This is a genomic window from Paenibacillus sp. TSM33 (assembly GCF_056099025.1).
Genome location: NZ_JBLZXB010000017.1, coordinates 1134093 through 1158574, shown reverse-complemented (window position 1 = coordinate 1158574; position 24482 = coordinate 1134093). Strand labels below are relative to the sequence as shown.

Below are 24482 nucleotides of genomic sequence, written 5' to 3'. Positions count from 1 at the left end.
TATGAGGAGGTTAGACGAAACCTGTGCAAGAAAAAATAAAAAATAGAAAATAGTGGAGGTATGTTGGGTGCTGACATTAGAAAAAGCTAGAAAAAATGATGCACAAAAACTTGTTGAAATACAAAAGGCCAGTTTTGAGGATGAATCAAAGCATTTTAATATTAACGGAACCGTTGGGCCCATAGTGTGAAGAATCATCATTTTTATTCAAAGTGTGGGTTTACCAAAGTTAGAGAAGAAGGTGACTTATACATTTTTGAAAAGACTTTATAAACTTAAGTAATGTACAACGTTATGAGACATCAGTGCTAAGTGTTACCAAGAAGATATTTAATGAAAAGCATGAAAGGGAGGATTTACAATGAAGATTGATTTTGCAATTGAATCAGATTATGAGTATATCTTGTTAAGAGACAAGCACATACATAAAACACTGATAAGACCCAAACTAAAAGAAAATGAAATTCTAATAATCAGAGAATCCAATCAAGAAATAGGCTGGATGAGATACGGATTTTTTTGGGACAACACACCATTTATGAATATGATATGGATAGATGAGGAGTATAGAGGAACAGGTATTGGTAAAAAAGTTGTCCACTATTGGGAAGAATTAATGAAACAAAAGGGATTTGAAATGGTTATGACCTCAACACAGTCGAATGAAGGAGCTCAACATTTTTATAGGAAGCTTGGATATAGAGATGCTGGATGTTTAATGCTTGAGAATGAACCTCTGGAAATAATACTGACAAAGGATTTGAACCAAATTAACGTTGAGGAAATCAATGAGAGAAGTGACATTTAAAATATAATATTCAAGCTGCGTCTCCAATGGAGCCTAGGTCTGCGAGTTGGGTTTCGAAGAGAGATTTCAGCAGACGCCCCCTTTGGGGTTCAGGAATACAGAAACGTTAGATGAAAATCACCATGTAAACCAAGTTAAAAAGGAGTGGAGGATAGTATGGCGAACACCATTTCATTACCAAAACAATTAAATGATGTAGTTGAACCCATAGGTATGTCAAATGGATTAACATCAGTCTTTATTGAAGTTCTAGTTATTAGCGGATCAGTACTAGCTAAAACGAATCGAGAAAAAGAATTAATTATTTGGCTAGCACAAAGGGATCAGTCTGTAGTTGGAATAGGAACAGTTGGTTTTGATATTGATGAAATGCCTTGGACTATAGACTCTTTTGAAAGTGAGAAAGATTTTATACTAGATACTATTTCAAATGCAGCAGATGGCTTAGGGTGGGAGAAATTAAGCTATAAACCACGACAAGATTGGGTTGTTAATTGTTTGAATCAATTTGGCTTAATGATTAAAGTATTTAATAAAGAAGATATTGACATGAACAATTATATAGAATGGTCAGAAATTGAAGAGGGTGATGATAACCCTACAATTCCGAGAGGGTATCCCAAATGCGAAAAGCATAACATCTGTTTAAATTGCCATGGATGTATACTTTGCAATAATGGAAGCTGAATTAAGGACTGCAGGTATTTCATAAAAGATGGTAACAATCATATAACACAATATTCATGCTTCGGGTCATGCAGAGCTCTTGGTCTGCCAGAGAGATTTTAAAGAAGCCAGAGCAGACAGCAACCCCTGAGGGAGTTCATGAATATAAGAAACATTAGGCGAAATATGGTGGTCATACAACAAGTTCAGGGAGAAACCATGAAAATATCCTTAAATAAAGTAGAGAAAAATAGACTTGATGTGCTGTCAGTAGATATGGAAATTGACATAAGAAAAGAATACAAAAATATAACAAGACATTCTGGGCGAATGGTCCATGTTATTGATTGGTGGATAGCTTTATATATAAACGGAAATAAGTTGGATGAAGATGAAGTGTTTGTTGAAGAAGAATTTTTAAAATCATTAATTATTCCAGGAAAGTATCCTATGTTCACTTGTACTTGCGGTATATTTGGTTGTGGGGGATACTATGTTGAAGTCAGTCATGAGGATGATAGATTGTTTTGGTTAACTGAGCAATCGCCTTTTAAGGAACAATTCGTTAAGACTTCTAATAAATTTGCTTTCTCTTGGGACCATATAATCGATTTTTTAGAAGAATTAATACATAAATTCGATGATCTAAAGAGCATAATGATTACGCATGGCTTGAATTTTCATTATGATGTAGAAAGATATAGAGAAATAATTAAAGAGATAAAAGAGCGAGCAAGTTAGAATAATGCTTAAAGCGGATTCGAAAAGTTACAATGCTTCGCCTAACAAGGTCGAGGCAAGGCGATCCTTGGTTTTGGGAGCATCAGGCGATGAAGTGAATGTCGGGAAGCCCTGCACTGATTCACCGCATCACGCCAGGCCTTCGGTCTTTAAGCCAGTGAGGTTTGTGTATGGAAACGCTATGTAGTCATTGCCAATAAGGAGTGATAGAAATGAAATACCATTTTTTTGCTACCCTTTCTATAACAGAGCTGATTAATTATCCTGACGATGATAACGACTATTTTGAAGGCCATTTTTTAATTAGAGAAATAGTAAGTATTTTGAAAATTGATTTTCCAATAAAACAAATTTACGAGAGATATTTTAATGATTCAGTTAATACTGGTGATGTGCTTTTATTTAATTCAAAAAAGGATTCAAGCCATTTTATACTGATAGATACATTTAAAGATCCATATGATCAATTAGATTTGATTAGAATTGGAGTTCAAATTACTTCAAATGATATTGATAAAATCAGAGTACTATTCAGACAACTTTATGATAAGTCTAGTATTTTTATTAATTACCATGAAGGACAGGGAATTTTGAATAACCTTTGTGCACCGACAATGTATCCAAAGCAAATTTCAATTAATAATTATAAGTATGAGCAACAATTGAAGGTTTATTAGTTTAATTGTAGATGGTAATGAAAGCACAGAACATAATATGCACGCTGCGGTGAGGCTCAGACGAACAACCTTGTCCTAACTTGCCACATCGCGCCGACTACTCCAGTGGTGCGGGTTCGTGAATATAAGAAGGCTAAGTGAAATCTATGTAAGATAATTAACAAGGAGAGGAACCAATGACAACGATAAATACTCTACAAACTAAACTTTCCAGCCGATATGATGAATTTGACCCAGAACAAGATGGAAATAAAAATACAAAGTTTGCAGATTTAATTATTGATGGAAGATCACTTTACCAAATGCTCAAGAAACACGATCTGGTTCCATCCTTAGGATGGGGAAGCGAAGATCAACAAAAAGAAATGATTCAATACTTTTTACTAAAGAAACCACATGAGCATATGTACTATAGATATCCAATACTTGTATGTCCTTGGTGTGGAGATGAAGAGTGTGGTTATATCTCAGTGAAAATTGACAGGGAAGAAGAAATTGTAATATGGAAGGATTTCAAATTGGAGCATGAGAACAAACCAATAAATATAGGTCCCTTTTATTTTGAATGGGCAAACTATGAAAGAGTCATTCATGATACTTTTGGAATAATAGATACACAATAATGTACATTGATTCGAAGAAGCAAAGACATCACTTAACATCATATTCAAGCAGCATCTCCTATGATACCTTGGTCTGCGGGATGGCTTTCGAGGAGGTATTTTAGCAAACAACCCCTAGCAAGATTCATGAATACAAGAACGTTATACAAAAGGGACGCAAACCATAAAAAGAAGGTGTTCAAGCTGTTTGGTTTATTTAAGAAAAAGAAGACAATATTTGAAAAACAACTAAACCAACTTTCTGAATTGGGTATTTTTATGAGGGCAGGTTTAAAGAAAGAATTACTTTTAGAAGAAACTTCAAAAAGTGAATATGAAGAAGATCCCTACAACTTGCTACTACTTACTTTAGGTGGAGAAGTTGTAGTAAATGATGAATTTATAAATGTATCTGATAAAATTTGGTATCTGGATACGGAATGTATTGAGGATCATAGAGATTATGTAAGAGTAATACTGCGATTAGAGAATATGACAAAACTTAATTTAAATAAGAAACGGATTACGTAGATATTCAGAATAGTACTGCATGGGTCTCTTTCGAGTATAAGAATGAACTTATAAGATGGGAAATGAAAGTAGATGATGATTGGTTTGATATGGAGATATTCAAGAAATTTAATGAGTTAACACAGACTGAACAATCCATGAAATTGTATATTTCAATTTTAGATCAAGGTTGCCTAGTGGGCTATTTTAATAAAGAACAAGTATTTGAATTAAATAAATTAACAAAATATAAATTTGAAGAGTATTAGTGAAATATGACTAAAAAGGAGCCAAAACAATGAGTGAATTGACTTCAGGAAGTTTATCACTATTGAAATATAAAGAGGCAATTCTTAAGCATGATCCTGTATACGCAGAGGATTTAAATGAGAAATGGTTTGTTTTTATAACCAAAGACACAGAAGAAAGTGAAGAAATTCCGGAAAGCCTATTTCAAATTTCAGAAAAAATCCCAGTGTTATATTTTTATAATTTTGAAGATCACTGTTGGGGATACCGTGTAGTTTACAATTCACAAGAGATAGCAAGTCTTCATATATCATATGTTTTATTAGATACTTCAATTATTAAGCTTGCAGAAGAAAGATATCCAGAGGAAGATCACATTGAATTTTTATATGTCGACCCTAGAGGGGACAAAATCAGAATTGAATTAATTGAAGAAGTTCTGAGATCTAATGAATACAATGAGAAAATAGCAAAACAGTTTACAAATTGCAATTTAGAAACATTTAGATTTTTTGAACTGGATAATGAACAAATAAAACAATTAGAGGATATTTTAAATAATAGTTACTATACACAATTAGAATCTGAGCATGAATTAGTAGAAGAGTTTAAAGAATTATTAAACATTGAGGAAATGAGTTGGATACGAGCAGATAGAATGAACGAAGATTAGAAGCAAATAGATAGTGAGGACTCGTGAAATATAAGCACGTTAGGTGAAACGCGGAGTGTTAGGAGGTTTGCATGAATTACGATGAAGTAGCGAATGAAGTATTCTTTAGAGATGGAAGTCTAAGGGACATTTATATATTGGATACAGACATCCAAGTATGGGCTCTAATTTTTGAGTATTTGGAAAGTAACGAAATTAATTATCGAGTGACTATAGATGGGCTAATTACAAGAATTAGGGATATTGCTGAATTGTTAAGAATTAAAAAAGAAGCAAGTATTGGGATAACTATTGGATATAGTGAAATTGATATTTGTGGGTATTTTTATGAAGGAAGCGTTATTGAATTTGATATTTCACCAATACAGATAGACTCAGAGAAAAAAATAGATATACTCATGAACTTCCTAAAAAGCCTAAGTCGGAAACTAAACAAAATGATAATTATTACCCCAGAAATGACTATGGAAGAGGTGCTAATTCGAGTAGAGCCCTAAAGGGAAACTAAATTAAGTAATTCACACTGTGGTCGCTTTCGCTTCCTTGGCCACGAAACATTATATGAAATACTGCAAAATACTTTATGGAGTGATGGATCTTATGGATGTAAAAAAGCTAAGAGATTGGGTAGACAAACAGAATATAAGAAGTCGGGCATTAGAGGCTTTTTGGCTTAATTTAAATAACTATAGGCTCGAGGAGCCTGAGCAATTTGATGAGTTATTTTGGGATTATGATAAAGATTATTTAAAGATCTTTATAGAGGATGTTTCCTTACATATCAAGAACTTGGAATATTTAGACCCAGTTAATAGAGATCTTGAGTATGTTGAAGTGAAAATTAGAATCGAGTATCGAACAAATCATATAGGTTATTACAGGCTGATCTTCAATCTAGATGGTACAGTAGAGGATGATTTTTTTATTTCTGAATGGACTGGATTGAGGTTATATCAGACAAGAGCCTTATTAGAGGATATTAAAGAAGAAATAGAAGCTGAAAGAATAAATGGAGAAATAACAGAAAAAGAGGCTTTTAAGTTAAAGGACATAATAGATGAGAAGAAGGACATGATTAGAAAGGAATTTAGTCATTAGAGCAAGTTATGGGAGAAGCGACGTAATCAAATAACTAGGGAGATTTTTATGTCTGAATACTACTGGGACATTAAAATTGATTACCTAAGAAATACCCGCTGGTTGTACTATAACGATGATTATTTGGAATTTCTTATACAAAAGGTGTGGAAGATAAATAAACCTGTAGAGATCGTAGATTATGGATGCGGATTTGGATATTTGGGACTGAAGCTTCTTCCATTGCTACAAAATGGATCAACATATACTGGCATTGACAAAGGCATGGAATTAATAAAGCAAGCCAATGAAATATTTTCGAAACTCTCTTATAATGCTGAATTTATAGAGTGTGATATTGAAAAAGTGGAATTAGAAAAGAAGTATGACATAGCAGTCAGTCATGCTTTTTTATTACATATGCCAAATCCAAAGAGTATTCTACAAAAGATGCTTGATTGTGTTCAGGATAATGGAATGGTTATCTGTTTTGAACCACATTGGATTGGTAATATGGCGAATTATTATCTAGACGGAATTGAACAAAGCGATGTCATCCGGTTAGGGATTCTACAGGAGTTATATGAGAGAGATCATAAGCGTACGGCTAAGGACGGAAATATAGGCATCCAAATACCGATCATGCTAAGCCAGCTAGGCTTAAGAAATGTAGGGTGTAGGGTTAGCGATAAGGTGAACTTTCTTGATCAGAACATGGACACGGAAAGTAAAAACATGCTTTATAGTTCTTTGAAAGAAGAAGGCTTGGGACAAGAACCTAATGATATTTCAGAGGTACTCAAAAATTTATTGGCCAGAGGATTAAACGAAATGGAAGCTCAAAAACAATATGAAGCAGAAGCAACTTTTTCTGAAGAGTTCAGTGATAAATCTTGGTTAGTATATGCGCCTAATATGAAGATTTCTTTTGGTACAGTACAGAGACTTTAAAAGTAGGATGTATTCAAAAAACATAATTGGGAGGTTATATGGGCACAGATATTTGGTTTTTTGTAGAGAAAAGGCACTTCAGAGACGAATATGAACAGATTGATGGTACTTGGAGAAAAATTAAAAAGAGTAAGGCAGAATTAAATGATACTGCTACTTGGGTAAGTGCAGATAAGTGGAATGTTAACCCAGATTACTATCTATATCCTGAAGACAAGACTGCTAATTGAAACCAAGTGATCCTTATGAATTTTATAGTGGCGATAGAAACTATGATTTATTTAGTATTCTATCGAATACTAGGAACGATTATAATCTAAAGTTTATATCTTTGCCAAGAGGTCTTCCTGTGGATATTTCCCCTGAATTGAGTGAAGTTGCATTCGAGGATAAAGATGACTTTTATGACCACAGTTGGCTATTATTGAAGGATTTAATTAATTTTAAATGGGATGAAAATTATTATTGTGATCAATTTATGGAATATAGAAATATTATGAATACATGTTCGGGGTTCATCAATGAAACAATTCCAAAATTATCAAAATTGGGGGATGCTGAAGATGTAAGAGTGATTTTCTGGTTTGGTTAGTACAGAATATTCTTTTTATTTAGCTGGTTAATTGTGGGCATTAGAATGTTAGACTCAAAAAATATGGATTTCTTATATCATAATATTTGGTCTGCGGCTCCTTATGGAGCTAGGTCTCCAAGATGGATTTCGGCGAGAGATTTTCAGCAGACAACCCTTTGAGTTCGTGTGAATACAGAGACGTTAAAGATAAAACATGCAGAAAGCTCGTGGTGAGAACTTGGATAAGGTAGAGAATATAAGATTAGAAGAGAAGAAGTATCATGATATCTGTTATGACAATTACAATTTGTTTGAGTCCGGTTCTTGGTTACATAGACCGGTACAAACGGTATTGGACCTTCTAGCTGAATATAAAGATTACGATAATCTATTGGTGCTTGATTTAGGAGCTGGAATTGGTAGAAATAGTATTCCTATAGCTGAATCCATGAAGATTAGAAAAGGAAAAGTAGTTTGCGTGGATTTATTAAAGTCTGCTATTGATAAGTTAGAGAATTATAGTAGAGAGTATGGTGTCGAACAATTTATTGAAACAAAATTATCTGATATTGAAAACTTCAATATTAAACAAGATGAGTATGACATTATAATAGCTGTATCTGCTTTGGAGCATGTAAGATCGGAAAGGGAAATGGAATTAAAGATTGAAGAAATGACTACAGGAACAAAAATAAATGGAACCAATTGCATTGTTGTTGGAACGAATATAAAAGAGATGAGAATGAAGGATGCACAACAATTAGAGCCAATGTTTGAAGTAAATATCTCGACTGAAAGTATGATGGAATTATTAAGACATCAGTACATTGGATGGGAAGTTAAAAAACGATTAGTAAAGCAACTGGAATATGAAATTGAAAGAAATAAACAACTCGTGAAACTATCAATGGATTGTTTAACCTTTGTAGCTAAGAAATTAGTGTAAGTCAGTACAATGAAGTCTGGAAGGAGTCATCTAATAAAAGTTTCACACATCAGGCTAACGCCCTCAGTCTGACAGAGGAATTTTGGGAGATGGATTTAGCCAGACACATCCGATTAGCGGCAGATCTCGCGAACATAGAAACATTATAGGAAAGCAGTGCGAATCCATTGTAGTACCAATACAATCAAAGGAGAGTCAACATGCACTCTGAAGAGGATTCCACGTATAGCCTGTCTATAGAATGTAAAGACATTATCCTTCGGGAATATCTTTTAGAAGATTTAGATAAAATACATGAACTCACATGGCGACCGGAGATTTACGAATTTTTACCAGGCAGGAATGTTGAAAAAGAAGTTAGACTCGACTGGTTGGAAAATTATGAGATACCTGAAATTAATCAATTTTTGAGACGTGTCGAGGAGGGAGTGAGGGTTGAGGATCTTAGATTGAAGCTAGGAATTGTGCTTAAAGAAACGGGAAAATTCATAAAAAAGAATTTTAGCAAACCCCACTTTTGGGGTCCATGAATACAAATACGTTATTCTAACTAACGCAAATTTGAAAAGAGGGGCGTGAAACCATGAATGAAAAGTCGCAGTTACTAGAGGAGTTCAAGGAATGGATATGTTTTGTTTCTGAGATTCGTGAAATGGATTGGCAAATAAAGATTGCCGAAGATAAATGGTCAGTTCACGATATCGTAAGTCATATATTGCTGTGGGATAAATACTTTTATGAAGCAGCCATACATCCGATATTAAACAATACGCCTTTGACATTAATACAGATTGATTTTAATCAATTTAATCAGGATGCTGTTGAATATGGGAAAACAAAAACAAAGGAAGAATTAATTGAAATGACTATTCAGTACCGTAACATGATATTGCAGAGTATAGAGAGTTTGGAAGATGATAAGTTTACTAAAGAATATGCTGACGGGAAGTTTACTGTAATATCTTATCTAAGAGATTTTATCTGGCATGATCAACATCATATAAGACAGATTGATGAGCTTAAAAGAAGAGCTATGTGAGTATATAAGCAGGTGAATAATATGAGAGATTATTGGAACAAAAGGTTTGCTGAAGAAGGAATGATTTGGGGTTGTGAACCAAGTCAAACTGTAACGCAAGCTATAGATTTGTTCAAAAAGAATAATGCACATCATATATTGGTTCCTGGTGCTGGATATGGGAGAAATACTAAGATGTTCTCTTCTTGTTTTCAGGTTGATGGAATTGAGATATCTAGTTCAGCTATAGATCTAGCAAAAGAATGGGATTTAAAAACGAATTTTATTCGAGAATCGGTGTTAGAGTTTCGTACAAGCAAAAGGTATGACGGCATATATTGTTATGATTTATTACATTTATTTTTGTTGGAAGACCGAAAAAAACTGATACAGAATTGTGTGATGCATTTGAAGGGACAGGGAGTGATGTATTTTACGTGTTTTTCTGATCGCGATTTTAATAATGGCGTGGGTAGAAAAGTTGAGGAAGGAACATATGAATACAAGAAAGGGAAATATGCTCACTTCTTTACTGAAAAAAATTTAATTGAACATTTTAATGATTTGAATATATTAGAAACTGGTTCCATAAAAGAATATCTGACACATGCAGAAAAACAACAAGAATATAAATTAAGATATATAGTTGTTCAAAATATTGATTAGCCATTTCGGGGAAGTAATTCAACAGACACACCCTACCGCTTAACTGCCGCAAGTGGCAGCCGGACTGTTAGTCCTTAAACGCTAGGACATCGTGCATACAGATCGTTATATGTAATTGGAACCGAAGGGAATAAAAAAATTAAAATATATCTATGTATAAACGTAATTTATTTATTGTTAGTTATATGTCAATTGGGTTATCTAATTTATAGATGGGATGAGGTGAACATATAATAAATATAGCAATGTGACGGCTATTCTTCGATGGGCTGAATTCGTATAATAAAAATATACGTTTCGGCTTTGCCCTTGATATCGTGATTTCTTCTGTATTCGTATCGAAAATCGATTTTCTGTAAATATTTATACATAAACATGATGAGCAAAAACAAATAAGGGGGGAGCTAACATGACAAATAGAGAGGAAATGAATCCTAAGGTTGATGTGTATTTAGGAAAAGTGAACAAATGGAAGGCGGAAATGGAGAAGTTGAGAGCAATCATGCTTGACTGCCAGCTAACTGAAGAACTGAAGTGGGGTAAACCTTGTTACATGTTTCAGAATAGTAACATAGCTATAATACAAGGCTTTAAAGAACACTGTGCACTTATGTTTTTCAAAGGTGCTTTGTTAAAAGACCCCAATGGTATTCTAATCAAACCTGGGGAGGATACGCAGGCGGGGCGCCAGATTCGGTTCACGAATGTTGAAGAAATTGTTGAGATGGAAACCATCTTGAAAGCCTATATAATTGAAGCCGTTGAAGTGGAAAAAGCCGGTTTGAAAGTGGATTTTAAAAAGAATACAGAACTCATTTTTCCTGAAGAATTCCAAGCTAAATTAGATGAAAATCCTGCTTTGAAAACTGCTTTTGCTGCATTGACGCCGGGACGACAAAGAGCATACATTATGCATTTTGCTGCGCCCAAACAATCTAAAACTCGGGAATCGAGGATTGAAAAATGTATGCAGGACATTCTCGCTGGAAAGGGATTAAATGATCGATAAATTCGATGAGAAATAAAATTGAAGGGAGATATTTATTTGGATTTTTTTCCGTTGGAGATATCTGTACTATCTGCCGATGCACTTCGTGAGTACATTTCAAGAGAATATTTTTCTTATGGCTTACTTAAATGCCGGTTATTTTATAGAGGCATACATGACATATATAGAGTTAATGCAGACGAAAAAGAGTATTTCTTTAAGGTATACCGTCAAGGGATCAGAAGCATGGAAGAAATACAAGCAGAGGTAGATTTGCTCAATCACCTAAGATCATCAGACATTGAAATCACTACACCAGTTACAAGACATGATGGAAAATTTATTTCACAGTTCAACACTGCAAATGGGATAAGGTATGGAGTGCTATATACGTCTGTTGGAAAACTTGAGTTTAATCAAATTGCGGAAACGGCTGAATTAAACGAGAGATTAGGTAGTTATATCGCTACAATTCATAATGCTTGGGACAAATGTGAGCTTGGAAAAAAACGATGGAATCTAGATGCTGCCTCATTTATAGATAATTCTATGGATGCTATCAGACAGTTCTCAACCATTCATGATTTTGACCTGCATTTTTTAGAGGAAGTTGCAAAGAATGTGAGCGATAAACTAGAGTGTTTAACTGTTGAAAGACCGCAATATGGTATATGTCACGGCGACATATATAGTGGGAATATCCGAGTTGACGCTAACAGCAATCCTATCCTTTTTGATTTTGATTTCTGTGGAAATGGATGGAGAACATATGACATATCTATGTATGCATTCCCATTTGGCATGGGATGTGACGAAACGAAATTAAAAAAGAGAGAAGAACGAAAATATCAATTCTTAAATGGATATAACAAGGTTAGAGCTATGAGCCAAAGTGAAGTAGATTCTATTGCCCTCTTTATTCCCTTCAGAAGAATTTTTAATATTGGCACTCTATACATTTCTTATCTTCCAAATACTTGGGGAGACTCTGCTGTCATCAGAAATGTAGATGAAGAATTAAACTGTTTCAAAAGTGGTTGGAATTAAACCCTATATTTTAATTAGTATGCAAAGCTAATGATAACTATATTCCGAAATCAACCTAGAGATCCTTTACATAAATAAAGCAAACCCACTGCCATGAGTCTAACCGCTTAAGGCAGTGGGTTTGTCTTTAAAACCTTTATATCCGTTAAAAACGGATTATTCCTCCCCGGTCGCCACCGGATTTTCCTCATAGCTGATCCAATCGCTCCAGCTTCCTGGATAGAGTCTCACATTACGAAATCCTGCCTCATTCAAGGCCAGAACATTCGGGCAGGCGGATACGCCTGATCCGCAATATACGATGATCTCAGCGTCCTGATCAAGATCAGAAAAATGCTGTTTCAACTGCTCTGCATTTTTAAATGCACCCTTTTCGTCCAAGACCTCTTTCCAGAAGAAATTCACTGCACCGGGGATATGCCCCGCTGCTTGATCTATAGGCTCTTCCAGTCCCAGGTAGCGTGGCTGCTCTCTGGAGTCGATCAATATAGGTGAAAACCCGATATAGGAGCCAACAGGAACAGAAGCTTCGGATATACGTTGTACTTCTTTCATACTTGTGAGCATTTGTGGCTGAACATTTGCCACAAATGTCGAGGGAATGCGAATCGGCTGGTCTGCCGTAACGGGGAATTTTGCTTCCTTCCAAGCGCTGTAGCTTTCTTCCAGTACGTATACCTGCTCATGACCAAGGTAGCGCAGCAGCCACCAGAAGCGGGAGGCCATCATCCCCCCTTGGTCATCATAAGCGACGATGCGTGAACCTGCATTGATCCCGGCACGGCTCAGACGTGCAGCAAGTGTATCTACATCAGGTAGTGGATGGCGACCACCATGCTCGCCTAGAGGAGCGGTAAGGTCTTCTTCCAAATCGAAGTGAATCGCCCCAGGAATGTGGTCTTCATTAAATTCGGTCCGTCCAGCCCCGGCTTGTCCGAGCACGGAACGGCAGTCGGCAATGATTATGTCGGGTTCATACAATCGGGCCAACAGCCAGCGCTTAGATACGATGGATTTCATAGAGGATTCCGCCTTCCTTTTTTTAACAGCAAATTTAATCCATTGAGTATGGTTTATGAAAATGGGGTAATAAGCTAAGAGCTAACCTTCAGGGGGTGCTCATTGTCAGGCATTTCACTTTGGTGGACAACTTGCTTTTTAAAATCCGTTCCGTATCGGATGAAAACCCATACTCCAAACAGGATAAAAAAGCCTGCCCCAAATTGTAAGGTAGACAGCCTTTCCCCGAGCAGCACCCAAGCCAGCAGGGAGGAAATAACGGGCTCACCGAGTACCGCCATCGACACAGCGGTGGCGTTAATGTATTTGAGCAGCCAGTTAAACAGGTAATGTCCGAACAGCGTAGGCACAATGGCAAGCAGCAGGAACAGCCCCCATTCCCGTGGCGCATATCCAGTAAAAGGTATAGCATTCACCACATTATACAGCGCAAGCGATGTGGCTGCGATGATAAAAACCCAAAAGTTATAGACAAAAGCGCTCAAATGCTCGCGTAGATGCTTGCCCATTAGCATGTGGATGGACACGGCGACCATGCCCAAGAAGGACAGTGCATCTCCGAGCAGAGCTTGTCCTGAGACATGAAAATCCCCTGCGCCGATGGCCAGTGAGCCGACAAAGGCCATACCCATTCCGAAGAGCATAGCGCGATTCGTGCCTGTCCGGAAAAACAAAAAAGAACCGAGCATGACAAGGATCGGTTCCAATGTCATAATAACAGTAGAGCTTGCAACGGTGGTCAGTCGCAGCGAGCCCATCCACAGCAAGAAATGCAGCCCTAGCGCGATACCGGACCAGAGGATCAGCATCCATTGCTTGCGAGTGAGGCTGAATAGCTCGGTGCGGTATTTCCAGACCAATGGCAGCATCAGAAGATTGGTCAGGTACAGACGGTACATAGCGATGACGGACACCTCGGCTTCAGACCATCTGACGAAGATCGAGGAGAACGAAATAGCGATAATACCTATGATGTACAATAATTCAAAGGAAAACGACGGTTTGTGTGCTTGATTCATGTGGCAGCTCCATCCGTATGAAAGAAAATAAATACATTAAAATTCTTTCTAACGGTATCTCGAAAATGAGGTTTAATATAGCTCATTATACCGTACCTGGCATTCCCATGGTATTAGGATTTTGCAAAATACTGAGAATATAATCAACGGGAGCGAGAGGGAGGATTTTAAGTGAGATGCTGCATAGAACTTTTGCTGCACAAGCTCGTCTAACATAGTGGAGGTGGATTTTATGAAGAAACATAACACATTTTCAATCATACTACTGACTGTCGTGGCAGTGCTGGCTCTATCAGCCTGTGGTACGAAACCGCAAACCAATAACAATGCACCTTCAGGGGCAGACCAACCGCAAACGCAACAGCCGCAAGTCGCACCAGAGCCGGTTGCTGAACCGCAGGTTAAAAAAGGCACAGGCGTATACAACGGAGCTGCTGACCCACATACGGTAGAGATTGAAACCAACGGCGAAGCCCAATCCTTCCAATTAGGGGAGGGGATGGATACGGTAATAGCTGGACTTAAAGAAGGTGATCCAGTAGCGTTTGAATATAACGAAAAAACAGTAGAGGGCGACGCGACAGCGAAGCAACTGACTTTAACGAAAATACAAAAGACAGAGGCTGCAACAGATGGCAATCAAAACGGAAGTTCTGGTCAACAAGTAGGCGGGGAACGCACGAAAACTCAAACTTTTGAGCTTACCCTTGAAGGGAAAAAGGAAAAGCAGACAGCAACCTTGGCAAAGGGAGAGGGCTATTCGCTGTATGTGTTTGATCCGATGTCCCTGTTCCCAGATCAAAACCGTGTCGCCTTAGCGGTGGATGATAACTACTACGCCGAAATTACGAAGTTGCCCTCCAACTTTAATTTAGATGAGCTTCAAAAAGAAGGCGAGAAGGAGTTGGCTTCCATTGGCAAGGTGCAAAAGCTGGACAAAGCAGACGTGCCTAAAGCGCTGACCAGCAGCCGTCTGTTCTTGCAAGCGAACGGTTCGAAGATTACACAACAGTATATTGTTGTGGAAAATACTACGGGCGCTTTCAGCGTGAAAGTGAATATTCCACAAGGGGAGCCTGCTGAAGGATTCGAATCCTTCATTTATACATCGCTGGAGAGCCTGCAAGCTAATAAATAATCCTAATATAAAGTCAGATGGACGCTGGCCTATAATTATGAATTTAAGGCAGTTAAACTGCTGAAATTTGTTGTTTCAGGTACTAGGTTAGCGCTTCGAGGGTCTAATCTGTAATTGCGAGACCTGCACTTTTGTGCTATAAAGGATGAGAGAATAAGATCATTCCGGCTTGCGAAGTCGTATGAAGCGATGAAGGAGTTGTTAGATTTAATATGTCCATCGAAATGAATACACAAGAAGTCATCAACGTGATTAAAAACAGCAAGAAAAAGACGCCTGTTAAAGTATATGTAAAAGGGGCTTTGGCTTCCGCATCTTTTGGCGAGAACGTTCAAGCTTTTATTTCTGGAGACAGCGGTGTGGTATTTGGTGATTGGGCCGATATCAAGCCGGTACTGGATAGCGCAAACGCGAAAGAAGAAGATTATGTGGTGGAAAATGACCGCCGTAACTCCGCTGTTCCTATGCTGGATCTGAAAGGCATTAATGCACGCATTGAGCCAGGCGCCTATATCCGCGATATGGTAGGCATCGGTAACAACGCAGTCATTATGATGGGTGCAGTAATTAACATTGGCGTTACGATTGGTGAAGGCACCATGATTGATATGAATGCTGTACTTGGCGGTCGTGTTAAAGTAGGCAACATGTGCCACATCGGTGCAGGCGTTGTCCTTGCAGGTGTCATTGAGCCACCATCCGCACAGCCTGTAATCGTAGAAGACGAAGTATTGATCGGTGCGAACTCGGTTGTACTGGAAGGCGTACGCATCGGTAAAGGTGCAGTTGTTGCAGCCGGAGCGGTTGTAACTGAAGATGTGCCTCCATACTCTGTGGTAGCGGGGACACCTGCACGTGTAATCAAACAAGTCGATGACAAGACCAAATCTAAAACTGAGATTTTGAAAGAACTGCGCGTTCTGTAAGAAGGCAAAGTTTTTTATGTACCAAAGGTGAACGATTCCTTGTCAGGAGCATGATGCACTGACAGCATAACTTAGGGACGAAGCACAACGGACAAGGCTCGGCGGCTGCGCCGGGCTTTTGTCCTTTTGTTCTTTTGCCAGGTAAGAGCTGATGAGCTATAAAGAGGAGGCGTAGCAGCAAAATGAGTACAGCCGATTATCGTTCTTTTGTTCAAATACGAAGGGATCTGCATCAAATTCCCGAACCAGGGTTTGAGGAATATAAAACACAACGATACTTGCTGAACTACTTGGAAACGCTCCCTCAGGAGCGGCTGGAGATTCGTACATGGCGTACGGGCGTGTTAGTATTCATTCATGGAACGGCTCCTAAGCGCCGCTATGGATATCGTTGTGATATGGATGGTTTACCCATCGAGGAAGAGACGGGTTACGATTTCCGTTCGACTCATCCCGGCTACATGCATGCTTGTGGACACGACTTACATATGACGATTGGATTGGGAATTGTGACTCACTTTGCGAGTCATCCGACTAAGGATGATCTGGTCGTGTTGTTTCAACCTGCGGAGGAAGGACCTGGTGGAGCCTTGCCTATGCGGGACAGCACGGAGCTGGCCGACTGGATGCCGGATGAAATTGTCGCATTGCATGTTGCACCAGAATATCCTGTAGGCACGATTGCCACCCGCCCGGGTATCCTATTTGCCAATACATCGGAGCTTTTCATCGACCTCATGGGTACGGGCGGACATGCGGCTTATCCACACAAGGCGAATGATATGGTAGTAGCTGCTTGCCAGTTGGTCGGACAATTACAGACGGTGGTAGCCCGTAATGTGAATCCACTGGATGCAGCGGTCATTACCGTTGGCAAAGTTAGCGGAGGCACGAAGCAAAATATTATCGCGGAAACCGCGCGTTTGGAAGGTACAATCCGTACGCTGTCTGCCGATACGATGACGCTGGTTAAATCGCGAATCGAGGCGCTGGTGCGCGGTGTGGAAGCTGGCTTTGAATGTCATGCGGAGATTCATTATGGCTCCAATTATTTGCAAGTGTACAATGAAGCCAAGGTAACTGAGGAATTCATGAACTGGGTCAGTAACCGGCAGGATGTGCAGCTCGTTGAATGCGGAGAAGCGATGACTGGAGAGGACTTCGGATATTTTCTGGAGCGGATTCCCGGTCTGATGTTCTGGCTGGGGGTGGATACGCCTTATGGCTTGCACCATGCCAAGCTGGAGCCTGCGGAGGAAGCCATCGAGGTGGCCATCCGTGTGTTGACAGACTATTTTACATGGAAGTCTCAAGGGTGAATGATATAGCCTGAATAATTATGTTTAATGAAGAGAATGTAATGGAATGAAGTCGAATTTTTGAAGGAGGGTGTTATGGGAGAGCAAACCATCATCCGATTTGAGCGGGTGACCAAACAATATGACAACGATCCCCCGGTGCTGGCGGATGTCAGCTTTGAGATTGAACGTGGTAAATTTTATACACTGCTGGGTCCCTCTGGCTGTGGTAAAACGACGATTCTACGTATGATTGCAGGGTTTGCAGAGCCGACAGAAGGCTCTATTTATTTGAATGATAAACTCATTAATCGTGTTCCGGCCAATGAGCGGCAGGTCAATACAGTTTTTCAGGATTATGCGCTATTTCCACATCTGAATGTGTTTGAAAATGTAGCCTTTGGTCTGCGGATCAAAAAGATGAACAAAAAGGATATTCAGGAAAAGGTGACACAGGCGTTGTCCTTTGTCAATCTGGAAGGCTACGGTGAACGGGAAATTTCCGAGATGTCCGGGGGACAGCGTCAGCGTGTGGCGATTGCACGGGCTATCGTCAATGAGCCTGATGTTCTCTTGTTGGATGAACCTTTGTCGGCACTGGATTTAAAGCTGCGGACAGAAATGCAGTACATTTTGCGTGAAATGCAGCAGCGCCTGGGAATTACCTTTATATTCGTTACGCATGATCAGGAGGAAGCGCTGGCCATGTCAGACGAAATTTTTGTCATGAACAAAGGCAAGATTGAGCAGAGCGGCACGCCAAATGATATCTATGATGAGCCGATTAATCGATTTGTGGCTGATTTTATCGGCGAATCAAATATAGTTCCTGGACGTATGATCGCGGATTATCAAGTGGAATTTAACGGTCGACAGTTTGAATGTGTTGACGGAGGATTGCGTCCGAACGAACCGATTGAAATTGTGATCCGGCCCGAGGATTTGGAGATTACGAGTGTTGCTGAAGGCAAGCTGCGGGTAAAGGTGGATACTCAATTGTTCCGTGGTGTTCACTATGAAATAAGCTGCTATGATGATTCAGGACAGGAATGGCTCGTGCATTCTACCAAAAAGGCGGAGCTGGGAAGTGAAATCGGCCTGAAATTTGACCCGGAAGCCATTCATGTCATGCGCTTTGGGGAGACAGAAGAAGAATTCGATCGGCGTCTGGAAGCCTATGAAGAGGTGGATCAGCATGTCCGGTAATACAAGAGCAGCGTATCTGCTGCCTTACTATTTATGGATTGTGCTGTTCGTGGCGGCGCCAGTTGTCTTAGTATTTTACTATTCACTATTTGATGTGGATGGTCATCTCACATTCAGCAACTATGCTCAGTTTCTGACACCTGTTTATTTAAGCATGACGCTTAGCTCATTTTGGTATGCATTTCTGATCACTGTATTTTCACTGCTCGTGGCGTATCCAGCGGCATATTTACTTACTCGCACCAAGCATAAGCAGCTGTGGCTGTTGCTCATTATTTTGCCTACCTGGATTAACTTGTTGCTCAAAACGTATGCTTTTATCGGGATTTTCGGAACCTATGGTCCGGTGAATGCGGTGCTAGGAATGGTTGGGTTGGGTGGTCAGCAAATATTGTTTACCAGCTCCAGCTTTGTGTTTGTATCTGTGTATATTTTTGTGCCTTTTATGATTCTGCCCATCTATAACGCGTTAGAAGGCTTGAATCCTTCACTGCTGGACGCAGCCCGTGATTTGGGAGCCTCCAAATGGACCGCGTTTCGAAGGGTTATTTTCCCGTTAACACTTTCGGGTGTGCGATCCGGTTGTATGGCTGTGTTTATTCCAGCGCTGTCGCTGTTTATGATTACCCGTCTGATTGCGGGCAACCGTGTGATTACGCTGGGAACGGCGATAGAGCAGCATTTTCTGGTTACTCAGGACTGGGGTATGGGCTCTACAGTTGCTGTGTTCCTGATTTTGGCGATGGCGATCATTATGCTGCTCACCTCGCGAACGAAACGGAGGGTGCGGCATGGCAAATAAAAACCGATTCGGAAATATTTATTTGGTGATTGTTTTTCTCGTGTTGTATGCACCTATCTTGTATTTGATGTACTATTCCTTCAACAGCGGCGGGACCATGCACGAGTTTGAAGGTTTTACACTTCAATATTACAAAGAGGTGTTTGCAGACACCCGCTTGATCATTATTGTTATTAACACCTTAGTGATTGCTTTGTTGTCGTCTGCGTTGGCTACGATTATTGGGATCATGGGTGCGCTGGCTATTCATCAGATGCAGAACCGTCGAGTTAAAAATACGTTGCTGTCGCTCAATAATGTACTGATTGTGAACCCGGACGTCATTATCGGCGCTTCCTTCCTCATTTTGTTCACGATGGTTGGGATCAAGCTGGGTTTTTATTCCGTTTTGTTATCCCATATTGCGTTTAGTGTGCCGATTGCGGTCATTATGATTTTGCCCCGCCTTCAGGAAATGAGTCCATCCTTGGTGGACGCCGCGCGTGATTTGGGTGCCAGCCGGCTGGATGTGCTAACCAAGGTGATTTTGCCCTTTATCAAGCCAGGAATTTATGCGGGCTTTTTTATGGCGTTAACGTACTCGCTGGATGATTTTGCGGTGACCTTTTTTGTGACAGGCAGTGGCTATTCGACCTTATCGGTGGAAATCTACTCACGGGCCCGTCAAGGGGTTTCCTTGTCCATCAATGCACTTTCCACGCTCATATTCCTGTTTACTGTGCTGCTGGTGGTGGGCTACTACTTTATTATGCGCAAGGCGAATCGTAATGGTAAAAAAGAGCCTGCGGCGGAAATGGGGGTGCCTAGATGAAGTCGCTTGTGCGCGTGTTTCTGTCCATTTTCATTATCTCGTTTGGTCTGATGGGCGTGGCAGCCTGGCTGAACTCCAGCCAAGGCTACTCTGGTGGCAACACACTGACAGTGTACAACTGGGGAGACTACATTGATCCTGAACTGCTGGAACGGTTTCAGAAGGAGACGGGCATTACCGTCATTTATCAAACGTTTGATTCCAATGAAGCGATGCTGACGAAAATCGAGCAGGGAGGAACTTCATTTGATGTAGCGGTTCCCTCGGAATACGCTTTGGCTAAAATGAAGCAGGAGCATCTGTTGCTCCCATTGGACCACAGCAAACTGCCGAATTTGAAGCATGTAGATGCTCATTATCTAAACCTTTCGTTTGATCCAAATAACCAATATTCGGTTCCGTATTTTTGGGGAACAGTCGGGATCGTGTTTAACCCGGAGCTGACGAAAGGCATTGATTTTCATAGCTGGGATGGTCTATGGGACCCGAAGCTGCGTAATAACCTGTTGCTGGTTGATGGAGCTAGGGAGATTATGGGCATGTCGCTGAACAGTCTTCACTATTCCTTGAATGATACAAACCAGACGCATTTGCAGCAAGCTTTGACGAAGCTGGAGAAGCTAGCACCTAATGTCAAGGCTGTGGTTGGCGACGAGATTAAAATGCTGCTGGCCAATGAGGAAGCTGCTGCCGGGGTTGTATGGTCCGGTGATGCGTCCGAAATTATGGATCAGAATGATAAACTGGATTACGTTGTGCCAGATGAAGGGTCCAACCTGTGGTTCGATAATATAGTTATTCCAAAAACGGCCACCCATGTGGACGCGGCTCATAAATTTATCAATTTTATGATGCAGCCCGATGTGGCCGCTCAAAATGCCGAGTTTGTAGGTTACTCCACGCCAAACAAGGATGCAAAAAAATTGCTGCCTGAGGATATTTCTGGCGATGAGCGGTTCTACCCTCCATCTGAAATTACAGATAAGCTGGAAGTATACAACAATCTGGGTAAGCGAATGCTCGCTCACTATAATGAATTGTTCCTGCAATTCAAAATGCATTTAAAGTAGGGGAGTAGCGTTGTGGATCAGGGAATGGTGCTTTAGAGGTCGCTGCGGTGGCGGATGGTGCTTACCATCGCTGTTAAATTCCGATTTTTATGATTGAATATGTAAAGGTGAAAATTGGAATTTAAAGGCGACCGCTTCGCTTGTCCAACACCATTCCGCCCCCTCCGCTGCACTGTGCTTAAAGCCACGTACCTATGAATCCCCCACGCCGACGGTGAGGGAGTAGTGAGAGCAAAAAGGCCCTTGAGCCACCCGTGTAGGGGATTCAAGGGCCTTTTTTGTTTACTCACCGCGCGAAGCGGTAAGTATAGTTTTTTTCCCCGGCTATTGTCCGAAGAAAATAAAGTTGTAGACTTAGAAAATAAAGTATTAGACTGGTGAGCACTTCATTAAGCCAACTGGCAGAATAGTGAGAGAAAATGAACATTCTTAAAGCGGTGCCACTGAGAGTAAATGAATAATGTGTTGATATTAAAGCTGGATAGATTACTATACGAAATATAAAGGTCAAATAGCCGGGTTTATTAAAAGGCAGCGGTACTCCCGCTCAAACGAGTAAGGGTGTACTACTGCCGTTTCTTTTTCAGATTCGTTTTTAGATTCCTGGGATTATAGTTGCAAACTTATATAATCAATCTAAGTGAAGCACGGCTTTGCCCGAGAATTTCCGTTCCATAAGATTACGGGCAACGGTGTCAATTTCGGTCCAGGGCGCCTCCACTTGGATTCGTGGGATTAACCGCTCATCTGTGACCAGCCGGGCCAGCAAACTCAGATCGTCCGCGGCTGATTGACGAGTGAGCTCCTCACCTAAAAAGAAGCTGTACAAGGTTCTTCCTCCGCTGGTCACCATATTCTTCATATCGATCATAGCAGTATTTGAAGAGGAAAATCCTACCGCAACGCAAATCCCTTGGGGCGCTAGCTGCGGCAGCAACGCCGCCAGTGTATTGCCGCCTACTGAATCGATGATCAGATCGTATGGCCCAAATTTGTTGGCTGATGAAATTGCGGAATATCCAATGATCACTTCGTCGGATCCGACCTCCCGAACAAGCTCAGCCTTCTCTTCCGTGCTAGCCGTACCTACAACGTATGCGCCGGATTGGACTGCAAGCTGATGGGCGAATAGCCCAACTCCGCCGCTAGAGCCTGTAATGAAAATTCGTTTACCAAGCAGCATGCCGCCTTTTCGAAGTGCATAAAGAGCCGTGAGCCCTGCTACGGGGAGGGTAGCCGCCATAGTAAAAGTGAGTTTGTCTGGGATTTCGGCCAACAACGATACGGGAGCAGCCACTTGCTCGCTCCAGGCTCCCATCGGGAGCAAACCAACAACCCTGGCCCCTTTTTGCGGTCCTGCGCCGTTCTCTGCCGGCTCGATGACAATCCCGGCGAGATCCCAGCCAGGACGGCTAGATATTTCCTGATTTTTAGCGTCACTCACTTCACCGCGGTTGAGTGAGACGGCCTTCACTTGCACAATTGCTTCCCATGGCTTAGGCTGCGGGGCGCCAACTTCCTTGAAGGCCAAATGAGACGGGGCATGCGGATCAACAACAATAGTACGAATCATATCGGTTTTCCTCCATGTTGGTATGGTCATTAGATGACCTTCATTTCAATGAGGAGTATACTTTAAATGAAGGTTCGGCCCAAGTGCAGAACTACACTTCATAAGAGAAGGGAAGAGAAGATGGATATAGATACGGAGAATTCCAGACATAGAATCGTAATGGGAGAAATTGAAGCCCTGCGGATAAAACGCCAGCAAAAGCTTGTCGATCGACCTCAACCGTCCTTGAAACGATTTACTCAACAAGAGCTGAACGACGAGGCTTTTCCTTCGTATAAAAATCTGCTGGTTGGACGTACCCGCCGCATACCGTCCCGCCAGACGATAATAAATATTGCAGAATATCTTGAGTGTACATCCGACGAGCGTAACGATTTGCTTTTGGCAGCCGGTTTTCTTCCAATTCAGACCGAATTGTATGGACGGTCGTTGGAGCGTGCATTAGAGTGGGCTCAGCAAACGATGAGGGGTATTCCTTTTCCCGCCATGGTCGTAACACATACTCAGGACATCAAGGGATTAAATGAGCCTTTTCATCAATTGTTCGAAATCCCTCTCGACCGTTCATATGACGGTTTAATGAATAGGGTCGATTTACATTTTAATTCTGGTTTTCCTATCCGGTCCCGCTCCACGTTTGACAAGGCGTCGTTTAAGCAGTGGGAGGAGCACATCATAAACGGAATACAAGCCTTTAAGAGTGAGCACATACTCTCGCGTTATGATGCGTGGTATCAAAAATTGCTGGATAGAGTTCAGAAATATAACGCGTGCGAATATCTGAGTGTGCGGGATGTAGGGGGAAATGTTGATCAAATACAAACAATTCTAGCCAGAATGGAAAGCTCCGGAGACCTTATTCCCGTACGCTACAGACAGATTTCGATTTCTGCAGGCGGCCGCTTATATCCGCAAATTGAGGTTTTCCTGCCGGTAGATTCCTCCGCGCGCACAGTTTTCGAGAACCTGGGATGTCCATCTGATTGTGCATTTATCTAATCCGACACTTACAAGAGGATGGAATCGAAAAAGCTATTGGTAGCTGATAATTCAGAATAGGTGGTTTATTAAACTAATGGGGAACGTTAGTTGAATGACAACAGCGGCAGTCTAAGGCTTTATTTATCAAGTCTTGGTCTGCCGCTGCTTTATATTAATTGTTCAGTTTAAAACTTATTTTTCAAAAGCTGGCGATTCTTCAGTTCAAAAACCTCGCTAAATCAACAACTCTAGTCTGATACTTTGTTTTCACCGAACAGCTATTCCACACACCTTATAGGATTGAGGGACTTTAAGGCGGGCAGTGAGCGAAGCGGGCCAATTGAATCTGGAGAAGCGGCAGCATTCGCCTTTGCTGAGGGATTCTTACCTATAAATGTTTTATACAATTAAAGAATCCCCCAGCAACAGCGATCGGAAGATCAAA

The 24482-nt window shown here is 40.6% G+C and carries 31 protein-coding genes; 28 read left to right on the top strand and 3 right to left on the bottom strand.

All coding sequences use genetic code 11. The features are described 5' to 3' along the window. Window positions 1-67 precede the first annotated feature (67 nt). From ACN6NF_RS17115 to ACN6NF_RS17020, 20 genes are all read left to right on the top strand, one after another. Complete coding sequence (locus ACN6NF_RS17115) at window positions 68-190, top strand: hypothetical protein (RefSeq protein WP_260846320.1); 123 nt, start codon at window positions 68-70, stop codon at window positions 188-190. 171 nt (window positions 191-361) lie between these two features. Further along, window positions 362-808 carry a GNAT family N-acetyltransferase gene (locus ACN6NF_RS17110; protein ID WP_016821709.1) on the top strand — a complete coding sequence of 149 codons (447 nt, stop codon included), beginning with the start codon at window positions 362-364 and terminating at the stop codon, window positions 806-808. 156 nt (window positions 809-964) lie between these two features. After that, window positions 965-1495 (top strand): hypothetical protein, encoded by a 531-nt coding sequence (locus ACN6NF_RS17105; RefSeq protein WP_016821708.1) that lies wholly within the window; start codon window positions 965-967, stop codon window positions 1493-1495. 138 nt (window positions 1496-1633) lie between these two features. Continuing rightward, window positions 1634-2215 (top strand): hypothetical protein, encoded by a 582-nt coding sequence (locus ACN6NF_RS17100; protein WP_016821707.1) that lies wholly within the window; start codon window positions 1634-1636, stop codon window positions 2213-2215. 212 nt (window positions 2216-2427) lie between these two features. Continuing rightward, complete coding sequence (locus ACN6NF_RS17095) at window positions 2428-2892, top strand: hypothetical protein (protein WP_016821706.1); 465 nt, start codon at window positions 2428-2430, stop codon at window positions 2890-2892. A 176-nt stretch (window positions 2893-3068) separates the two neighbouring features. Continuing rightward, window positions 3069-3515 (top strand): hypothetical protein, encoded by a 447-nt coding sequence (locus ACN6NF_RS17090; RefSeq protein WP_016821705.1) that lies wholly within the window; start codon window positions 3069-3071, stop codon window positions 3513-3515. Window positions 3516-3641: 126 nt separating this feature from the next. Continuing rightward, the gene (locus ACN6NF_RS17085) at window positions 3642-4025 is read left to right on the top strand and encodes a hypothetical protein (protein WP_474318735.1); all 384 of its coding nucleotides are present in this window, start codon (window positions 3642-3644) and stop codon (window positions 4023-4025) included. Window positions 4026-4087: 62 nt separating this feature from the next. Further along, window positions 4088-4273, top strand: coding sequence for a hypothetical protein (locus ACN6NF_RS17080; RefSeq protein WP_474318734.1), 186 nt, complete (start codon window positions 4088-4090; stop codon window positions 4271-4273). A 29-nt stretch (window positions 4274-4302) separates the two neighbouring features. Continuing rightward, a complete protein-coding gene (locus ACN6NF_RS17075; protein WP_474318733.1) occupies window positions 4303-4926 on the top strand; it encodes a hypothetical protein in 624 nt (207 codons plus the stop codon). Between the two features lie 71 nt (window positions 4927-4997). Beyond that, entirely contained in the window at window positions 4998-5423 is a 426-nt protein-coding gene (locus ACN6NF_RS17070) for a protein export chaperone secb (RefSeq protein ID WP_474318732.1), read from the top strand. Window positions 5424-5526: 103 nt separating this feature from the next. After that, window positions 5527-6024: a hypothetical protein gene (locus ACN6NF_RS17065; protein WP_474318731.1), complete on the top strand. Its 498-nt coding sequence runs from the start codon at window positions 5527-5529 to the stop codon at window positions 6022-6024. A 48-nt stretch (window positions 6025-6072) separates the two neighbouring features. Continuing rightward, window positions 6073-6954, top strand: coding sequence for a class I SAM-dependent methyltransferase (locus tag ACN6NF_RS17060; protein WP_474318730.1), 882 nt, complete (start codon window positions 6073-6075; stop codon window positions 6952-6954). Between the two features lie 38 nt (window positions 6955-6992). Further along, window positions 6993-7184, top strand: a complete 192-nt coding sequence (locus tag ACN6NF_RS17055; protein ID WP_474318729.1) for a hypothetical protein — start codon at window positions 6993-6995, stop codon at window positions 7182-7184. Beyond that, on the top strand, window positions 7181-7546 hold the full coding sequence (locus ACN6NF_RS17050) for a hypothetical protein (protein WP_474318728.1): 366 nt from the start codon (window positions 7181-7183) through the stop codon (window positions 7544-7546). The genes ACN6NF_RS17055 and ACN6NF_RS17050 overlap by 4 nt, the downstream gene beginning before the upstream one ends. Before the next feature lie 196 nt (window positions 7547-7742). Then, window positions 7743-8474, top strand: coding sequence for a class I SAM-dependent methyltransferase (locus ACN6NF_RS17045; RefSeq protein ID WP_474318727.1), 732 nt, complete (start codon window positions 7743-7745; stop codon window positions 8472-8474). A 200-nt stretch (window positions 8475-8674) separates the two neighbouring features. Next, window positions 8675-9004 carry a GNAT family N-acetyltransferase gene (locus ACN6NF_RS17040; protein WP_474318726.1) on the top strand — a complete coding sequence of 110 codons (330 nt, stop codon included), beginning with the start codon at window positions 8675-8677 and terminating at the stop codon, window positions 9002-9004. A gap of 53 nt (window positions 9005-9057) precedes the next feature. Then, on the top strand, window positions 9058-9513 hold the full coding sequence (locus ACN6NF_RS17035; protein WP_016821701.1) for a DinB family protein: 456 nt from the start codon (window positions 9058-9060) through the stop codon (window positions 9511-9513). A gap of 21 nt (window positions 9514-9534) precedes the next feature. Then, window positions 9535-10158: a class I SAM-dependent methyltransferase gene (locus tag ACN6NF_RS17030; RefSeq protein ID WP_016821700.1), complete on the top strand. Its 624-nt coding sequence runs from the start codon at window positions 9535-9537 to the stop codon at window positions 10156-10158. Window positions 10159-10567: 409 nt separating this feature from the next. Then, the gene (locus ACN6NF_RS17025) at window positions 10568-11167 is read left to right on the top strand and encodes a YdeI/OmpD-associated family protein (protein ID WP_044788059.1); all 600 of its coding nucleotides are present in this window, start codon (window positions 10568-10570) and stop codon (window positions 11165-11167) included. Between the two features lie 36 nt (window positions 11168-11203). Continuing rightward, the gene (locus tag ACN6NF_RS17020) at window positions 11204-12193 is read left to right on the top strand and encodes a phosphotransferase enzyme family protein (protein WP_474318725.1); all 990 of its coding nucleotides are present in this window, start codon (window positions 11204-11206) and stop codon (window positions 12191-12193) included. Window positions 12194-12349: 156 nt separating this feature from the next. Here ACN6NF_RS17020 and ACN6NF_RS17015 read toward each other — a convergent pair whose 3' ends face one another. Both ACN6NF_RS17015 and ACN6NF_RS17010 read right to left on the bottom strand, forming a co-directional pair. Further along, window positions 12350-13213 carry a sulfurtransferase gene (locus tag ACN6NF_RS17015; RefSeq protein ID WP_474318724.1) on the bottom strand — a complete coding sequence of 288 codons (864 nt, stop codon included), beginning with the start codon at window positions 13211-13213 and terminating at the stop codon, window positions 12350-12352. 74 nt (window positions 13214-13287) lie between these two features. Continuing rightward, window positions 13288-14232, bottom strand: coding sequence for a DMT family transporter (locus ACN6NF_RS17010; protein WP_474318723.1), 945 nt, complete (start codon window positions 14230-14232; stop codon window positions 13288-13290). Window positions 14233-14464: 232 nt separating this feature from the next. Here ACN6NF_RS17010 and ACN6NF_RS17005 point away from each other — a divergent pair, with 232 nt between their 5' ends. From ACN6NF_RS17005 to ACN6NF_RS16975, 7 genes are all read left to right on the top strand, one after another. Then, window positions 14465-15370 (top strand): hypothetical protein, encoded by a 906-nt coding sequence (locus ACN6NF_RS17005; protein ID WP_474318722.1) that lies wholly within the window; start codon window positions 14465-14467, stop codon window positions 15368-15370. 212 nt (window positions 15371-15582) lie between these two features. After that, complete coding sequence (dapD, locus tag ACN6NF_RS17000; RefSeq protein WP_013372273.1) at window positions 15583-16296, top strand: 2,3,4,5-tetrahydropyridine-2,6-dicarboxylate N-acetyltransferase; 714 nt, start codon at window positions 15583-15585, stop codon at window positions 16294-16296. Between the two features lie 182 nt (window positions 16297-16478). After that, complete coding sequence (locus ACN6NF_RS16995) at window positions 16479-17615, top strand: N-acetyldiaminopimelate deacetylase (protein ID WP_474318721.1); 1137 nt, start codon at window positions 16479-16481, stop codon at window positions 17613-17615. A gap of 75 nt (window positions 17616-17690) precedes the next feature. Further along, entirely contained in the window at window positions 17691-18800 is a 1110-nt protein-coding gene (locus tag ACN6NF_RS16990) for an ABC transporter ATP-binding protein (protein ID WP_016821693.1), read from the top strand. After that, window positions 18790-19602, top strand: coding sequence for an ABC transporter permease (locus ACN6NF_RS16985; RefSeq protein ID WP_013372270.1), 813 nt, complete (start codon window positions 18790-18792; stop codon window positions 19600-19602). The genes ACN6NF_RS16990 and ACN6NF_RS16985 overlap by 11 nt, the downstream gene beginning before the upstream one ends. Further along, window positions 19592-20413, top strand: coding sequence for an ABC transporter permease (locus ACN6NF_RS16980; protein WP_016821691.1), 822 nt, complete (start codon window positions 19592-19594; stop codon window positions 20411-20413). The genes ACN6NF_RS16985 and ACN6NF_RS16980 overlap by 11 nt, the downstream gene beginning before the upstream one ends. After that, the gene (locus ACN6NF_RS16975; protein WP_474318720.1) at window positions 20410-21483 is read left to right on the top strand and encodes an ABC transporter substrate-binding protein; all 1074 of its coding nucleotides are present in this window, start codon (window positions 20410-20412) and stop codon (window positions 21481-21483) included. The genes ACN6NF_RS16980 and ACN6NF_RS16975 overlap by 4 nt, the downstream gene beginning before the upstream one ends. 631 nt (window positions 21484-22114) lie before the next feature. On the opposite strand, the gene ACN6NF_RS16970 is transcribed toward ACN6NF_RS16975, so the two are convergent. Continuing rightward, window positions 22115-23056 carry a zinc-binding dehydrogenase gene (locus tag ACN6NF_RS16970; protein ID WP_474318718.1) on the bottom strand — a complete coding sequence of 314 codons (942 nt, stop codon included), beginning with the start codon at window positions 23054-23056 and terminating at the stop codon, window positions 22115-22117. A gap of 120 nt (window positions 23057-23176) precedes the next feature. Here ACN6NF_RS16970 and ACN6NF_RS16965 point away from each other — a divergent pair, with 120 nt between their 5' ends. Then, window positions 23177-24055: a hypothetical protein gene (locus ACN6NF_RS16965; RefSeq protein ID WP_474318717.1), complete on the top strand. Its 879-nt coding sequence runs from the start codon at window positions 23177-23179 to the stop codon at window positions 24053-24055. The last annotated feature ends 427 nt before the right edge of the window (window positions 24056-24482 follow it).

Coding starts and splice junctions, on each gene's coding strand:
- ACN6NF_RS17010 (WP_474318723.1), bottom strand. CDS start 14,232: ATGAATCAAGCACACAAACCGTCGTTTTCCTTTGAATTATTGTACATC.
- ACN6NF_RS17040 (WP_474318726.1), top strand. CDS start 8,675: ATGCACTCTGAAGAGGATTCCACGTATAGCCTGTCTATAGAATGTAAA.
- ACN6NF_RS17025 (WP_044788059.1), top strand. CDS start 10,568: ATGACAAATAGAGAGGAAATGAATCCTAAGGTTGATGTGTATTTAGGA.
- ACN6NF_RS16965 (WP_474318717.1), top strand. CDS start 23,177: ATGGATATAGATACGGAGAATTCCAGACATAGAATCGTAATGGGAGAA.
- ACN6NF_RS17080 (WP_474318734.1), top strand. CDS start 4,088: ATGAAAGTAGATGATGATTGGTTTGATATGGAGATATTCAAGAAATTT.
- ACN6NF_RS17005 (WP_474318722.1), top strand. CDS start 14,465: ATGAAGAAACATAACACATTTTCAATCATACTACTGACTGTCGTGGCA.
- ACN6NF_RS17055 (WP_474318729.1), top strand. CDS start 6,993: ATGGGCACAGATATTTGGTTTTTTGTAGAGAAAAGGCACTTCAGAGAC.
- ACN6NF_RS17095 (WP_016821706.1), top strand. CDS start 2,428: ATGAAATACCATTTTTTTGCTACCCTTTCTATAACAGAGCTGATTAAT.
- ACN6NF_RS17060 (WP_474318730.1), top strand. CDS start 6,073: ATGTCTGAATACTACTGGGACATTAAAATTGATTACCTAAGAAATACC.
- ACN6NF_RS17105 (WP_016821708.1), top strand. CDS start 965: ATGGCGAACACCATTTCATTACCAAAACAATTAAATGATGTAGTTGAA.
- ACN6NF_RS17065 (WP_474318731.1), top strand. CDS start 5,527: ATGGATGTAAAAAAGCTAAGAGATTGGGTAGACAAACAGAATATAAGA.
- ACN6NF_RS17030 (WP_016821700.1), top strand. CDS start 9,535: ATGAGAGATTATTGGAACAAAAGGTTTGCTGAAGAAGGAATGATTTGG.
- ACN6NF_RS17015 (WP_474318724.1), bottom strand. CDS start 13,213: ATGAAATCCATCGTATCTAAGCGCTGGCTGTTGGCCCGATTGTATGAA.
- dapD (WP_013372273.1), top strand. CDS start 15,583: ATGTCCATCGAAATGAATACACAAGAAGTCATCAACGTGATTAAAAAC.
- ACN6NF_RS16985 (WP_013372270.1), top strand. CDS start 18,790: ATGTCCGGTAATACAAGAGCAGCGTATCTGCTGCCTTACTATTTATGG.
- ACN6NF_RS17075 (WP_474318733.1), top strand. CDS start 4,303: ATGAGTGAATTGACTTCAGGAAGTTTATCACTATTGAAATATAAAGAG.
- ACN6NF_RS17070 (WP_474318732.1), top strand. CDS start 4,998: ATGAATTACGATGAAGTAGCGAATGAAGTATTCTTTAGAGATGGAAGT.
- ACN6NF_RS17035 (WP_016821701.1), top strand. CDS start 9,058: ATGAATGAAAAGTCGCAGTTACTAGAGGAGTTCAAGGAATGGATATGT.
- ACN6NF_RS16980 (WP_016821691.1), top strand. CDS start 19,592: ATGGCAAATAAAAACCGATTCGGAAATATTTATTTGGTGATTGTTTTT.
- ACN6NF_RS17090 (WP_016821705.1), top strand. CDS start 3,069: ATGACAACGATAAATACTCTACAAACTAAACTTTCCAGCCGATATGAT.
- ACN6NF_RS16995 (WP_474318721.1), top strand. CDS start 16,479: ATGAGTACAGCCGATTATCGTTCTTTTGTTCAAATACGAAGGGATCTG.
- ACN6NF_RS17110 (WP_016821709.1), top strand. CDS start 362: ATGAAGATTGATTTTGCAATTGAATCAGATTATGAGTATATCTTGTTA.
- ACN6NF_RS17100 (WP_016821707.1), top strand. CDS start 1,634: ATGAATATAAGAAACATTAGGCGAAATATGGTGGTCATACAACAAGTT.
- ACN6NF_RS16975 (WP_474318720.1), top strand. CDS start 20,410: ATGAAGTCGCTTGTGCGCGTGTTTCTGTCCATTTTCATTATCTCGTTT.
- ACN6NF_RS17085 (WP_474318735.1), top strand. CDS start 3,642: ATGAATACAAGAACGTTATACAAAAGGGACGCAAACCATAAAAAGAAG.
- ACN6NF_RS16990 (WP_016821693.1), top strand. CDS start 17,691: ATGGGAGAGCAAACCATCATCCGATTTGAGCGGGTGACCAAACAATAT.
- ACN6NF_RS16970 (WP_474318718.1), bottom strand. CDS start 23,056: ATGATTCGTACTATTGTTGTTGATCCGCATGCCCCGTCTCATTTGGCC.
- ACN6NF_RS17045 (WP_474318727.1), top strand. CDS start 7,743: ATGCAGAAAGCTCGTGGTGAGAACTTGGATAAGGTAGAGAATATAAGA.